Genomic DNA, 13,139 nt, shown 5'->3' with positions numbered 1-13,139 from the left:
CGAGATGTTGCAGTCCATCATCGCGCGGTTGAGTCAGCAGTCGTTCACGGTACGCGGATGGTCGGTGACTCTGGTTTCGGTGATCTTCGCGCTTCTCACCGCGCAGACTCGGCAAGGGTCGGGCCTGATATTGCTGGCTTTGGCGCCGACATGGATCTTTTGGGGACTCGACGGGTACTACCTGAGCCTGGAACGCCGCTACCGCCAGCTTTTCGCCTCCGTCGCACAGCAGCTACGAGAGCCCGCAGCGACCGGACTGCTTCCGTTCGACATGACTCCCGTATCCAGCCGTCCGGCTCGCGATTTCGCGCGCGCGATCGTCACGCCCAGCGTGGCCGCGATCCCCGCGGTCCTGACCGCGCTGATCATCGGCTATCGGATAGTCACGATCATCAACGATTGATCAGCGGTATTCGACGGGCCGACGCGTAGTCGTTGCCGGTCGCCATACGACGAAGCCCCCCCGGGAGTCGATCTGCCAGGGGGCTTCGCCGTGCCGAATTCGCTCAGTGCTTGGCGAGTTCGGGAGTCGCGGTCTCGAACTCCTCGGCTTCCGCGGGGGCGGACGCCCGGCCCGGCAACAACACGGCCATGACGATCACGAGCAGCGCAAGAGCCGCCGAGACGAGGAAAGCCAGGCGCATGCCGTCGAGATGGGCGGTGACGAGGTCCGCGCCTTCCGCGGCGCGGGTGGTGGCGTGCGCCGACATCACCGTCACCACCAGGGCGGTACCGAACGCCGCGGCGACCTGCTGCAAGGTGCCGAGCATGGAGCTGCCGTGCGAGTACAGATGCTGCGGCAGCGCACCGAGACCGAGCGTGAACACCGGAGTGAAAGCCGCCGCCAGCGACACCATCAGCAGGATGTGCAAGGCCAGCAGCTGCCAGTACGGCATGGTCATCGAGATCTGGGTGAATCCGGCCAGCGAGGCGGCGATGCCGATCGAACCCGGGATCACCAGCAAGCGGCCGCCGAACCGGTCGAACAGGCGGCCGACCGTCGGTCCGAGCAGGCCCATCGCCAACCCGCCCGGCATCACCAGCAAGCCGGTGGCCAAGGGGCTCAGGCCACGCAGGTTCTGCAGGTACAACGGCAGCAGGATCATCGATCCGAGCATCGCCATGAACGCCACCGACATCAGGATCAGCGCCTTGGCGTAGGTGCCGGACAACAGGACCCGCAGATCCAACAACGGCGTGCCGGTGCGCTGCAGGCGCAACTGACGCCACACGAACGCGGCGATCAGCGCCGAGCCGGCGGCGACGAACAGCGCCGGGCTGGTGAGGTTGCCGCTCTCGAATCGGCTGAGCCCGAACACCAGCCCGCCGAACCCGAGCGCCGCCAGCGCCACGCTGGACACGTCGATCTGCCCTGCTTGCGGTTCACCGACGTTCTGCAGCTGACGCAGACCCAGCCACGCGATGACGCCCGCGATCGGCAGCACCAGCACGAAAAGCCAACGCCACGAACCGATCTGCAGCACCGCTCCGGAGATCACCGGACCCATCGCGGGAGCCACCGAAATAGCCAGGGTGACATTGCCCATCACCCTGCCGCGGTCTCGCTCCGGCACCACCGTCATCAGTGTGGTCATCAGCAGCGGCATCATCACCGCGGTGCCGAAGGCCTGAACGACCCGGCCGAGGAGCAGCACCGCGAACGACGGCGCGACCGCTGACAGCGCCGTACCGGCCAGGAAGACGCCCATCGCCGCGGCGTAGGCGTGCCGGGTCGACACCCGCTGCAGGAACCAGCCGGTGGCCGGGATCACCGCTGCCATCGTCAGCATGAACGCCGTCGACACCCACTGCGCCGCCCGGTCGGTGATCGCGAGGTCTTCCATCAACCGCGGGATCGCGTTGATCATGATGGTCTCGTTCAGGATCACCACGAAAGTCGCGAGTACCAGCACCCGGATGACGGTCGGTGTCCGTCCTCCCGAGGCGGGAGCGGATAATTCGGCGGACATCGGATACCTCCGGGGCAATGGGTCGTTGACAAGAACATGTGGCCCTGCGCCGAGTCACCGGATCGGGTCCCGGCGCCACAGCTGTAGAGACGGCGTCGATTGCTCGAACTCATCGGGCGCGGGTCAGTATTCCGGTCGGCACCGACAGAAATCACCCGATTTTCCGGCCGACCCACCTCACACGCCTACCAGAAACCGCTGTTCAGCAGCCGCTCCCGCCAGGTGCCGAAACCAAATCGTGAGCCTGGTCACTGTCTGCGAACCATTGGTTTCGTGGGTCGCAGCCGTCCTACGCCGACGTACGGGCGAAGACCGCGATGTCGTCCAGAGCATCCTCGACTCGTCCGGCGATCTCGGGCTCGTTCGACGATTGGCTCAATACCGGAACGACACGTTCTCCGTCGATTGCCCGATGGATCCGGGCGAGATGCCCGAGGGGGGTGGCCGCAGCTGCACGCATGTCGGAGTCAGGGCTGTCCAGCAACACCAGCGCACGGTCGGTCACCCATGCGACATCCGGATCATGCAGTGCCGCAGACAGAATCTGCACCGCAAACAGCGGCGCTGTCCCCCGATTCGAGCGTCGCCGTCGCCTCGCCCCGGGCGATCCGGTCCAGCCTTCGGTAGATAGCGAACTCATTTCCATTCCACGTTGCCCGCAACGGGCGCGACCAGGGCGGCAATGTCGAATCGGTGCCAGGTCAGCAATTTCGGTTCGGTGGTATTGGCACCAGTGCCAGGCAGTGTCGCAGGCTCCATCATGCGGTACCTCGTCGTCGACGGACAGCAGCGTCTGACAACATTGACGTTGCTGCTGGCTGCTATCCGTGATCACCTGCGCGAACTCGACAGCAGTACGCGCCGCGACACCGATCGAATTCATAACCAGCTGTTGATCAATCAGTACGAGAACGATCCGCATCGCCTGAAGCTTCCTCCTACTCAGGCAGATCGAGACGCCAATGCTGCGGTGATCGACGCTTTGCCAACCGCCGGCGGCGACAACATCGGTGCGGCCTACCGGTTCTTCCGTGGCCGCTTGGCCGAGTCAGTAGATCCGGACGCATCATTCGGGCCCCGATAGGAACCGGCTAGGATTCGCGTCATGAGTGATGGGGGGACGCCAACCTCTGGCCCGATTCTCTCTGTGGTACCCGACAAGGTATGGGAACTCGGCAAGTACGCCTACGAGTTGGCAGAGGCGCTGCGTGCTGCGTTGGATTCCGCCTCGAAGGAGGTCGCCTCGCTTACCGATGGCAGCTGGACCGGGGATGCGGCCAACGAGTTCTCCGCTGGCTGGACCGACGTCCGTGATGGTGGCTCCCAGATCATGAACGCCCTGACGGGTATGGCGGAGAAGCTCGGCGTCACCGCCGATACCTATCGGGCACGTGATGAGAGCAACGCCGCGTCCTTGAACACATCGAGCTTGGATCTGCCATGAACTCACGCTTTTCGGTCGATCTCGACCACCTCGAGGAGATTGTCGCCCGCCTGTCAGGGCTCGCCGGCTTCATCGGCGAACATCTCGATGAAATCGATGACCGGGTCGCCACTTTGACCGGCACTGGCTGGGAAAGCATCGCCGCTCGGGCGTATGCCGAGGCACACACTAAATGGGTCACCGGCGCACGCGGATTCGTCGAAGGCGTCAGGGATATGAGCGATGCAGCGAAGGATGCACACACGCGCTACACCCGTGCCGTCGATACCAATTACAAGATGTTCCACGGGGGGTAGCCCACCATGGGCATACTGGTCATCGACTGGCAGACCTACTACGACGCCGCCAAGAAGTGCCACAGCCTCGCGACCGACCTCCGTACCGCCGACAAGCCAGTCCACGATGCGGTCAAAGGCGAATGCGCGGGCATGGCCGGAGACGCGCCAGGCTGTGAACAATGGGGCAAAGCCTACGACCGCGCCGCCCAGGAAACGATGCAGACCTGCACGAACCTGGCCGACGCACTCACCAACTTCGGCAACATGCTCTACGCCGCCGGATACAACTGGGCACTGGCCAACAAGTCCAATCCGATGCCCGATCGCCCCACCGCCACGGCGATGTCGGAACACAAGGTGTCGATCCCGACCGCAGTAGGAAGCAACGGCGACGGGGTTACCGAGGGCAACGGCAGCATCCCCGGCTTCTACGACGCCCTAATCGGCAAGATCCAGGACGAATTCGGCAGCAAGCTACCCAACGGCAACAAGGACAAGCTCGCCAAGGCCGCATCCACCTGGAAGACCTTCGCCGAACACCCCACCATCACTGGCGCCCCTGCCCGGATCACCGCAATCAGCGGACTTTTCGATGACATCCAGGACAAGAAGGGCCTTGAAGCCCTACTCGGACACCTCACCACTTTGAACGGCGGAGCCACTCAACTCGCCGCCGCATCCGTCAATCTCGCCGCGCCCGTCGGCGAGTACAGCGAAGCTACCGCCGATGTCCGCGATAAATTCAAGGAAGCGGTCACCAACGCCCTGATAGCGGCCGGGGCGACAGTCGTCATCGGTGTCGCGGCCTCCTGGATCACCGCCGCTCTCAGCAACGTCGCCGCGGGCGTCGGCGTTCTGGCGATCGCCGGCAACACCGCCCGAGTGCTCAAAAGCACCTACGACATCAGCAAACTCATCAGGATCATCGGCGCCGCAGCCGCGGCAACAGGTACGGCCGCCTTCGTGGTCACAGCGTTCGACAAAGTCCCCAGCCTCACCGATATCGCCGTCAAACTCGGCGCCATCATCGCCATGAAGGTGTACATCGATGACGACGGAAACCTCGCCAGCGAGGGTGATACCTCCAGCGCTCCTTCGGGCGCGGTCACCGACGAGATGGCAAGAATGCTGCGAGAGGGCATCCATCCAGGCGAAGACTGTTCCGAGATCGCAGAACACTTGAAGAAGGTTGCCGCTGGAGCAGGAGAGATACTCCGGGTGGACCCCGCTCCCGGGCAAGAGGTAACTGTCGAAGAGTATGGACAACGTGAACAATTCCTATACCACGAGGTCTATACCGACGGAAAATATGTCTACGATCCGAGACACAGCCCTGATCCCATCCCCATCGAGCAATGGCGGAAGACTATTATGGGAGACAATCCCGGCGCGACGATCCAGAAGGTAGGATAATGAATTCTGCTGACTTCATCACTCGATTGAAGCGGTACGGAGAACTGGAGTGGTACCGCCATGCCGGCGGCCTCGGCGATGATGGCGCTCCCGCTCCACCACTTGTTGTGTGGCGCTTTCCCGAACCCCGGCCGGTTCGTCTTGCCGAACTCTTACACGAGGCCGTGGTCGCCGATAATCGGGAGATCGACTGGTTGTTCGACACTACCCGACGGAACTGGGTACTCGTACCTTTGCGCGTAATGGCCGAGAAAGACAGCCATAAGCTGGCAACCGAAGCACAAGCTGCGGACCTCTTGGTTAAGACGGATCTGGAGTTCTGCCGACGTTCAGTACGTGATTTCGAAAGAATTATCGGACTATTGGATAGATCTTCCGGCGACTGACACGGCGAGTCCGCTATCCATACACAACAACGCCCACTGCAGGACTCCTCTCATACTCCTCAGCGAAACTGCGCCGTTCGACCATGAAACAGCGTACAAATTGCTGGCGAACCCGTGATCCGTAGGTTACCTCGAGGTGTTGCAATCCTGTTCCGCACTTGCCGACCTGGCGCTCGCAGCCTTCTAACCGAGACAAGATCGAGTATCGACCAGGCATCGCCTTCACCGATCACCGACTCACACGCACAGCGAACCGATTCCCGGCCCTGTCACCAGCATCGGACATCTGGGCACCCGTGCGCATCTGCCGCCTGACCAGCTTCGTCTTGGCGTTCACACCTCGAACGGACCCACTGCCGCACGGCCCGCGAACCGGCTCCGCCGGTCGATTCGACTCAGCTCGCGTCGTAGCTCGCGCGCAATAGTCCCAGCACTTCACCCGAAGGGTTTGTCGCGACGCTCAAGGTCTGGGCCCGGTCCGAGGTTCCGAACTATCCGTGACCGACCCCGAGATCCACGATCCGCAATACCAGTGGAGGTGAACTTGTAGTCGGCTTCGATCGTCAACTGACCGCGCAAGAACCGCAGGTCGTCCCCGTTCCCGTCTTTGATGTGTCCCGCCGAGGGAACGAACCTGCGACGGACGACCGCCAGGCCGTTCAATCGATTGGAAGGTCGGCCCGGAAACTTTGGTGTATTCCTGGTTACATACCGAGAAAAGAAGCAGGTCAAGCCCGATTAGCGGGCTTGACCTGCTGTTTCTGCTCCCCCATCTGGACTCGAACCAGAAACCTGCCGATTAACAGTCGGCTGCTCTGCCAATTGAGCTATAGGGGATTGCCCTTGGCTCGTCCGGTTGGTATCGGGCGGGCCGAGGAGAAACTCTAGCGTATCGCTGGGCGGGAGCCCAAATCGTGTCGCTACCTGCGACTTGTCCGGGTGGGCGGGGTGCGGAGCTATCGGGTGTCCGGATCGACAGGCGCGTGGGGCGTCGGGCAGGATGGGGGCGGCGAACTGGCAACTGGGAGGAGCACATCGAGATGCTGCGGTTGATCATCGGCGTGGCGGCCGGGTATGTACTCGGCAGCAAGGCCGGACGGGCTCGCTACGAACAGATCAGCGCCGCGACCCGCGCGCTGACCGAGAGCCCGGTGACTCGCAAACTCGTGCTCGTCGGCAGGCAGAAACTGTCGGACAAGCTCAGCACCCGCCCCCGCCTCGAGCCGATGGAGCCACTGGACGAGCGGACCACGGTTCTGGTGCCGCACGACCAGCTCCGCCGCTGACGCCGGCGCACACAAAGCCCACCTCGTACGTGCCTGAACACCGTGCGAGGAATACGCCGATGCGAACTGGACACTAGGCCCCGGTGGCGAAGTCTCCGTGACTGCCCATCGCTTGGGTGAGCAGGCTCTTGCGGTACTGCTCCAGGGCGACGAGGTCGCCGAAAAGGGCGAAGTAGGCGTCGGGCTGTTCGGTCGATGAGACGCGCTGGAGCTTGGACTTCAGCTCGGCGATCTGCCTGCCGACCCAGGCCTCCTGGGTACGCGCCAGGACACCGGCGACGAAGCGCGGGATGTCGGCTTCCGTTTTCACCGGTAACGGCTCGTTGGCCAGCTCCGAGAGCAGGGCGCGCACGGTCAGGTCGTCGGTGCGGTCCGCGACGGCGTTGACCCACTCGGCACCGCCCAGTCCGAGCGCCGTACCGCCCGCCTCGGCGATCAGGGCGCGAAGGACGGTGTAGGCGGGATGGGTGAAGGCTTCGGCCTCGAGCGCGTCGAAACCGGCTCCGGCCATCGCCGGGTACTGCAACGCGGCGGCCAGCACCTGGCGCTGCGGCAGGAGCGTGGGATCGTTCGGATTCGGCCGCGCCGCAGGGTGTTCGGCGACCACTTCGCGCGGCGCCGGCGCCCGCCCGACACCGGCGGGGCCGCCGCCGTTGCGGTGCCGCTTGGCTTCCTCACCGACGCGGCGCACCACGGTCTGGATGTCGTCCCAGCCGACCCAACCCGCGAGTTTGGTGGCATAGGCCTTGCGCAGGGCGTTGTCCTTGATCTGAGCGACCACCGGCACCGCACGGCGCAGCGCCTCCACCTGCCCCTCGGCGGTGTCCAAGTTGTGGTCGGCGAGCAGGCCGCGAATCACGAATTCGTACAGTGGCGTTCGGCGCGCAACCAGGTCGCGCACGGCGGCGTCGCCGGAGTGCTGGCGCAGTTCGCACGGGTCCTGCCCGTCCGGCGCGATCGCGATGTAGGTCTGACCGGCCAGTTTCTGGTCGCCTCCGAAGGCTTTCAGAGCCGCCGCCTGGCCCGCGGCGTCGCCGTCGAAGGTGTAGATGATCTCGCCGCGCCAGAAATTGTCGTCCATCATCAGACGGCGCAACAGGGCGAGATGCTCGTCGCCGAAGGCCGTACCGCACGAGGCGACGGCGGTCTTGACACCGGCCAGATGCATCGCCATGACGTCGGTGTAGCCCTCCACCACGACCGCTTGGTGGCCCTTGGCGATCTCGCGCTTGGCGTGGTCCAGGCCGAACAGCACCTGAGACTTCTTGTACAGCAACGTTTCCGGCGTGTTGATGTACTTGCCGGGCATGGTGTCGTCGTCGAACAGCTTGCGGGCGCCGAAGCCGATGACATCGCCGGACAGATTCCGGATCGGCCACAGCAGCCGCCGGTGGAAGCGGTCGATCGGGCCGCGCTGTCCCTGGCGGGACAGTCCGGCCGCCTCCAGCTCCTTGAAGTCGAACCCCTTGCGGAGCAGGTGCTTGGTGAGCGTGTCCCATCCGGCCGGGGCGTAACCGCAGCCGAAAGTGTGCGCGGCCGCGGCGTCGAAATTGCGCTCGGTGAGATATTTGCGCGCGGCTTCGGCATCCGGCTCGCGCAGCCGGGCGACGTAGAACTCGTGCGCGGCCGCGTTCGCCGCGACCAGCCGGGATCGGGTGCCCCGGTCGCGCTGCACGGAGGTGCCGCCGCCCTCGTAGTTGATCTGGTAACCGACCCGGTCGGCCAACTGCTCGACCGACTCGACGAACCCGACATGCTCGATCTTCTGCATGAAGGCGAACACGTCGCCGCCCTCGCCGCAGCCGAAGCAGTGGAACAGTCCGTGATTGGGTCGCACGTGGAACGACGGCGACTTCTCGTCGTGGAACGGGCACAGGCCCTTCATGGAGTCCGCTCCGGCACGCTTGAGCGCGACGTACTCCCCGACCACGTCTTCGATCCGGACGCGTTCGCGTATCGCCGCGATATCGCGATCAGGAAGTCGTCCGGCCACGGCAGTGAGTCTAGGCGAACGCGTGGCCGACGCGCCCGGGCGGCTCCGCACAGCGAGTTCCGGTCGATCCTGCCGACGAGCGGCGGCCCGGGTCGAGGTGGGTGCCCGGCCTTCGATGGGTTCATCGCGAAGGTGGTGGAGCCGCAACCGCCCGCGAGAGGGTCAGAAGCGATCCAGTTCCGCGCGAATCGCCGCGACGGTCTCGGCCAGTCGCGCCTGATGGGAGCCCTGCCAGTAGATCCGGCCGCACTCGCGGCACTGCCGGAAGGTGTCGTAGTAGCGACGGGTGAGCGGTTCCAGCCGATCGTCGACCTCGGCTTTGGCGACCTCGGTCACGGCGCCGCCGCAGCGCAGGCAGCGGGTGAACGGAGCCAGGCGCGCGACGAGATCCAGCCGGCGGATCACCTCGACGACCTGGTCGACCGGTCGATCCGATCGAATGTAGATCCCGTGTGTGACGTTGCGGCGCTTCAACAGGCCGCGGTCACGGGTGAGCAGGATCCGGTGCTCGGCCGCCGACGCCTCGGCGAGTTCGGCGTCCTCGGCCTCCCACCGGCAGTGCACGTCGAGGCCCATCAGCCGCATCAGTTTGGCGAGGCCGCCGAGATTCACATCCGCGAGGAAGCGGGGTTCACGCAACGGGTGCGGGCGAACTCTGGTCACGCGGCCGATGTCGAGCGTCTCGAAGACGGGATACGCGGTGATCCGCCCACCGGGGCGTGGGTGATGGTCGAAGTGCACCGATTGCCCGTCGATCAGGACCAGGTCGACCTCGGTGTGCGGGATGCCTGCGGCCTCGATGACGTCCTTGACGGTCTGGTGCGGGCGGTAGGGCCGCCGCAGCACGGTGTACCGGTCGCCGGGCCGCAGGAAGTCGTTCAACTCGGCGTAGACCCGCAGGTCGACGCTCATTCGACGAACAGCGCCATCGACGCCGTGAATCCGTGCAACGCGTTGCGGCCCGCGATGGGCCCGATCTCGCCGGCGGCGAAGAAACCCGCGAGTGGGATGCCGTCGAGCAGGTCCTCGATCGTCGTGGCGTCGTGATCCGCGACCCCGAACATCCGGCGGCCGCGTCCGTTGCAGGTGAACAGCAGCGCACCGGCCGGACGCCCGGGAAGATCGGTGCGCGCCCGCGCCAGGGCCGCCCGCAGGTCCAGGTCCGCGCCGATCGCGTCGCGGACCTGGAATTGGACGGTGGTGCCGACCTCCACGACGTCGCCCACCTCGATCGCCCCGCTGGACGGATCGGCGCCCAAGAGGCCGCGGATCAGGAAGTCCCCCTGCCCGGGCTCGGCCAGATGCTCGTCGACCACGAATCCGATCTGCAGGCCGCGCGCGAGTTGCTCCTGCTGGTCGGGTGGCAGTACGGCGACGATCTCGCGCAACCGCTCGATCGGGGACAGACCGCCGAGCCCGGTGATCACCGTGCCGTCCGCGCCGGTGACGGTGTAGGGATAGCCGATGGGCCGGCAGCCCTGGGACACGATCGGCACGCTGTGCAGACCGGGAAGGCGCACGCCGACGGCACCCGACGTCACCACGGTGTGGTCTCGGAACAGGCGGCTGCCTTCGGGGCCCCGCCCACCGCTCACCAGCCCGCCCATCACGACGGTGCCGGGCAGATCCGTGTTCACGTACTCCAGCAGGAGGTCGGCCGGGAACGAGTAAGGATCGGGCAGCAGCAGGTGAAGGTCGTGTGCGGCCTTGTCGAAGCGGTAACCGGCGAGGAGCCCGCCGCTCGCGGTGCGGAGGAAGTCCAACTGGAAGGTCTCGGCGGCGGGCAGTCCGGAGGCCAGCCACACCGCTACCGCGGGCTCGTCCTCGATCTCGCGGCGACCCGCCACGATCGCCTGAGCCACGCATCCGACCAGCGCGGGCACCCGGACCGTCCGATGGACGCCGTACAGCACCTCCACGGCGTCGTCGGTGTGTGCGCGGGAGGCGAGCAACACAGCGAGCGACGGCGCTTCGCCCGCGAGCTGGTCACGGGCGCGCGCTGCGGCTTCTCGGCCCGCTTGCCGCGCTTCGGGCACGGTGGAGAGCCCTACTCCGATCCGCACCCCTCCATGGTAGCCACTAATAAGCTGAAATGAATACCGTTGCTGTGCAATGCAATTCATCGTGACAGTGGGCAGCGTCGGTCCGGCGGGGCGGTGCGCGGAAGTGGACCGCCCGGTTCTTCGGCGCGGGAACCGGGGCCTCGAGGATGCGGGCAGGTTGCGATTCGATAGCTGTTCGGCGGCCGGTGACCGGTCATCCATCTTCCCAATCCCGAGAGGTCCGGCCGATCTGAGCGACAATGACCAGACCACAGTTTGCTTTACGGTCACGCGAGATCAGAATGTCGGCGCACCGCGGCACGACCTGATGAGGACAAGCGGGAGACATCGTGAGTCAGCCGTCGCGGATCGACCCGGGCGAACTGCGCGCGATGGTGTCGACCCTGGAACGGCTGATCGCCGACGCCTCCCGGACGGTCGGCGAATTGAAGGCAGCCATCGCGTCCGCCGAGGCGCAGTTCAGCGACCGGCTCGATCGTGCAGGCGAAGTGCCTGTCCCGGCGGCAGCGGAATCCCTGGCCGCTCAGGCGCCGCCCGGAGCACCTGCCGCGCCCGAGCGCCAGGCGATGCCCACCCCGTGGGCCCGAAGGGCCTCGGCGTCGACCCCGTGGTCGAGGCGCGTCGTCCGACCATGCCCTACCGTGCCGAGCGCACCGGGTCAGGTAGCGCCCGGCGAGGCGGCGGCAGAGGCGTCCGCGCCCTCACGGTCACCGGCCGCGACACGATACTCGGAATTCGACCTCGTATCTCGTCGGACCGACGCCGTTGACGACCCCGCATCCGTCCGGGGAGACGCGCCCAGCCCTCCCGCTGCCCCACAGGCCATCACCGTCGATTCGGCGCTGATCCAGCGGCCGGGCCGCGCGGACCGCTCCGCGGCCGTCCAACGGGCCGACGCCGAGTCCTTCCGCCGGACGAATTTCCCTGGCGACTCCACATCGATCCAGCCGACCGGCGCCCCACCCGCCCCGCCGGTCGAGAACCGCACGGAAGACTTCCGCCAGACGAACAGGACCGACAGCCCGCCCCGGCGCCCCCGGATCGATGCTGCCGTGCAGAAGCCGCCATCGGTTCCGAAGATAGACATCCCGCACCGCTCCGAGCCCCTTCCCCCGACCGGGACTACGCAGCACCGCGACTCGGCCCCGCGAACAGACAGCGCCGACGATTTCACGCCTCGCCGACACGTCGACATCGCAGACACCCCGGCGCCGCTACCGACCCCAGCGGACCCCGTGCCCGGCCCGCCGAGCGGCTCCACGCCGATTCGACAGACCGATCTCGCTGACGCCGACGCGGCCCATACCGACTCCCTGGACACCCTCGAGATCGACAGCGCACCCCAGCCCGAGGCGACGCGGCAGCCCGAGACCACAGACCAGGACGCACCCATCCGGCAGACCAGCGGCGCGCACCCGGTCCAGCACACGGATTCAGCTGGAACATCAGCACCGCAGCGAGACACCGCCACTGCCCCTGACTCCGCATCCACCCCGGACAGCGCGCCCGCACCCCGCCCCGAATCCCAGCCGACAGACGCGGGCCCTCTCAGCCGAATCGACCTGCCCGAGTCCACCCCGCACAGCACGCCCGCACCCGTACCACAGGCGGCAGACGCGGATCTCCTTCGCCGGATCGACTTGCCCGAGAATTCCGGACCCGTCCCGCGCAACCGCGGGCAGCGTTCCCCGATCGACACCGGAGACGTCACAGACGTCGAGACGAGCGGCACTCCGCACCCTCCGTCGACCATCCGGCAGAGCGATACGTCTCGCGTCTCCACCGCCGTCCCGGCATCCGATATGGAGGGCAACTCCGAGCGTTTCCGAAGAATCGACGAGCCCACACCCACTCGGTCGACCGACGGGACCGATCTGCCGGATGGTTCAACAGCCACTGCGATGATCGGTGCCGCACCCGGCCCGCCGATCGAGAATGCGGACCCGCTCGTCGACAGGCAGCCGACGACGAGCGCAGACGACCCGGTACCTGCCGAGAGTTCGGCCTCCGTCCCGGAGAGCGATCTCGCGCACTCCTCCGCCGATATCCGCCGGACCAGCGTGGCGGACCACACGGCGGCCCACCCGCGAACAGGCTCCGCGCCCATCCAGCGCACGGACACCAGTGACGAACCCATATCGCGCCGACGAACCGAAACCAGTCCCGGCTCGGCCGCTCTCCCCTGGCTCGACACACTGCGCTTCTCATGGATCGACGCCGCGCGTGACGCACAGGGCACCCCACCGAGCGCTGAATCGGCGGACGCCTCCGCGGTCCAACGCCAGGACTCCGTACCTCACCCGCAA

Annotated in this window: 12 protein-coding genes and 1 tRNA gene; 7 read left to right on the top strand and 6 right to left on the bottom strand. The window is 66.2% G+C overall.

All coding sequences use genetic code 11. The features are described 5' to 3' along the window. The first annotated feature begins 4 nt into the window (after positions 1–4). A complete protein-coding gene (locus ACFU5M_RS04370) occupies positions 5–403 on the top strand; it encodes a hypothetical protein (protein ID WP_379043507.1) in 399 nt (132 codons plus the stop codon). Between the two features lie 103 nt (positions 404–506). Here the strand turns inward: ACFU5M_RS04370 and ACFU5M_RS04365 are convergent, their stop codons facing one another. Beyond that, positions 507–1,970, bottom strand: coding sequence for an MDR family MFS transporter (locus ACFU5M_RS04365; RefSeq protein ID WP_379043504.1), 1,464 nt, complete (start codon positions 1,968–1,970; stop codon positions 507–509). 289 nt (positions 1,971–2,259) lie between these two features. Further along, complete coding sequence (locus tag ACFU5M_RS04360; protein WP_379043501.1) at positions 2,260–2,475, bottom strand: hypothetical protein; 216 nt, start codon at positions 2,473–2,475, stop codon at positions 2,260–2,262. Between the two features lie 177 nt (positions 2,476–2,652). Between ACFU5M_RS04360 and ACFU5M_RS04355 the strand changes: the two genes are divergently transcribed. The 5 genes from ACFU5M_RS04355 to ACFU5M_RS04335 are packed head-to-tail and all read left to right on the top strand — an operon-like array spanning position 2,653 to position 5,491. Continuing rightward, positions 2,653–3,054 carry a DUF262 domain-containing protein gene (locus ACFU5M_RS04355; protein WP_379043767.1) on the top strand — a complete coding sequence of 134 codons (402 nt, stop codon included), beginning with the start codon at positions 2,653–2,655 and terminating at the stop codon, positions 3,052–3,054. A gap of 21 nt (positions 3,055–3,075) precedes the next feature. Next, positions 3,076–3,414 carry a type VII secretion target gene (locus ACFU5M_RS04350; RefSeq protein WP_379043498.1) on the top strand — a complete coding sequence of 113 codons (339 nt, stop codon included), beginning with the start codon at positions 3,076–3,078 and terminating at the stop codon, positions 3,412–3,414. Next, a complete protein-coding gene (locus ACFU5M_RS04345; protein ID WP_379043495.1) occupies positions 3,411–3,710 on the top strand; it encodes a WXG100 family type VII secretion target in 300 nt (99 codons plus the stop codon). The genes ACFU5M_RS04350 and ACFU5M_RS04345 overlap by 4 nt, the downstream gene beginning before the upstream one ends. Positions 3,711–3,716: 6 nt before the next feature. Continuing rightward, positions 3,717–5,105, top strand: coding sequence for a hypothetical protein (locus ACFU5M_RS04340; RefSeq protein WP_379043492.1), 1,389 nt, complete (start codon positions 3,717–3,719; stop codon positions 5,103–5,105). Then, a complete protein-coding gene (locus ACFU5M_RS04335) occupies positions 5,105–5,491 on the top strand; it encodes a hypothetical protein (RefSeq protein WP_379043489.1) in 387 nt (128 codons plus the stop codon). The genes ACFU5M_RS04340 and ACFU5M_RS04335 overlap by 1 nt, the downstream gene beginning before the upstream one ends. Before the next feature lie 764 nt (positions 5,492–6,255). Here the strand turns inward: ACFU5M_RS04335 and ACFU5M_RS04330 are convergent. Then, positions 6,256–6,328 (bottom strand) — tRNA-Asn (locus ACFU5M_RS04330). Positions 6,329–6,531: 203 nt separating this feature from the next. Here ACFU5M_RS04330 and ACFU5M_RS04325 point away from each other — a divergent pair. Continuing rightward, positions 6,532–6,777 (top strand): hypothetical protein, encoded by a 246-nt coding sequence (locus ACFU5M_RS04325; RefSeq protein ID WP_040865658.1) that lies wholly within the window; start codon positions 6,532–6,534, stop codon positions 6,775–6,777. A 73-nt stretch (positions 6,778–6,850) separates the two neighbouring features. Here the strand turns inward: ACFU5M_RS04325 and dnaG are convergent, their stop codons facing one another. The 3 genes from dnaG to ACFU5M_RS04310 form a co-directional block, all read right to left on the bottom strand. Continuing rightward, positions 6,851–8,770: a DNA primase gene (gene dnaG, locus ACFU5M_RS04320; protein WP_379043486.1), complete on the bottom strand. Its 1,920-nt coding sequence runs from the start codon at positions 8,768–8,770 to the stop codon at positions 6,851–6,853. Positions 8,771–8,932: 162 nt separating this feature from the next. Next, positions 8,933–9,682 carry a Mut7-C RNAse domain-containing protein gene (locus ACFU5M_RS04315; protein ID WP_379043482.1) on the bottom strand — a complete coding sequence of 250 codons (750 nt, stop codon included), beginning with the start codon at positions 9,680–9,682 and terminating at the stop codon, positions 8,933–8,935. Further along, positions 9,679–10,833 (bottom strand): FIST N-terminal domain-containing protein, encoded by a 1,155-nt coding sequence (locus ACFU5M_RS04310; RefSeq protein WP_379043479.1) that lies wholly within the window; start codon positions 10,831–10,833, stop codon positions 9,679–9,681. The genes ACFU5M_RS04315 and ACFU5M_RS04310 overlap by 4 nt, the downstream gene beginning before the upstream one ends. Positions 10,834–13,139: the final 2,306 nt, after the last annotated feature.

It is taken from the genome of Nocardia sp. NPDC057455, from assembly GCF_042802775.1.
Classification (GTDB): Bacteria; Actinomycetota; Actinomycetes; order Mycobacteriales; family Mycobacteriaceae; genus Nocardia.
This window is presented reverse-complemented; position numbering and strand designations above follow the sequence as displayed.

Coding starts and splice junctions, on each gene's coding strand:
- ACFU5M_RS04340 (WP_379043492.1), top strand. CDS start 3,717: ATGGGCATACTGGTCATCGACTGGCAGACCTACTACGACGCCGCCAAG.
- ACFU5M_RS04345 (WP_379043495.1), top strand. CDS start 3,411: ATGAACTCACGCTTTTCGGTCGATCTCGACCACCTCGAGGAGATTGTC.
- ACFU5M_RS04350 (WP_379043498.1), top strand. CDS start 3,076: ATGAGTGATGGGGGGACGCCAACCTCTGGCCCGATTCTCTCTGTGGTA.
- ACFU5M_RS04355 (WP_379043767.1), top strand. CDS start 2,653: ATGTCGAATCGGTGCCAGGTCAGCAATTTCGGTTCGGTGGTATTGGCA.
- ACFU5M_RS04370 (WP_379043507.1), top strand. CDS start 5: ATGTTGCAGTCCATCATCGCGCGGTTGAGTCAGCAGTCGTTCACGGTA.
- ACFU5M_RS04315 (WP_379043482.1), bottom strand. CDS start 9,682: ATGAGCGTCGACCTGCGGGTCTACGCCGAGTTGAACGACTTCCTGCGG.
- ACFU5M_RS04325 (WP_040865658.1), top strand. CDS start 6,532: ATGCTGCGGTTGATCATCGGCGTGGCGGCCGGGTATGTACTCGGCAGC.
- ACFU5M_RS04335 (WP_379043489.1), top strand. CDS start 5,105: ATGAATTCTGCTGACTTCATCACTCGATTGAAGCGGTACGGAGAACTG.
- ACFU5M_RS04365 (WP_379043504.1), bottom strand. CDS start 1,970: ATGTCCGCCGAATTATCCGCTCCCGCCTCGGGAGGACGGACACCGACC.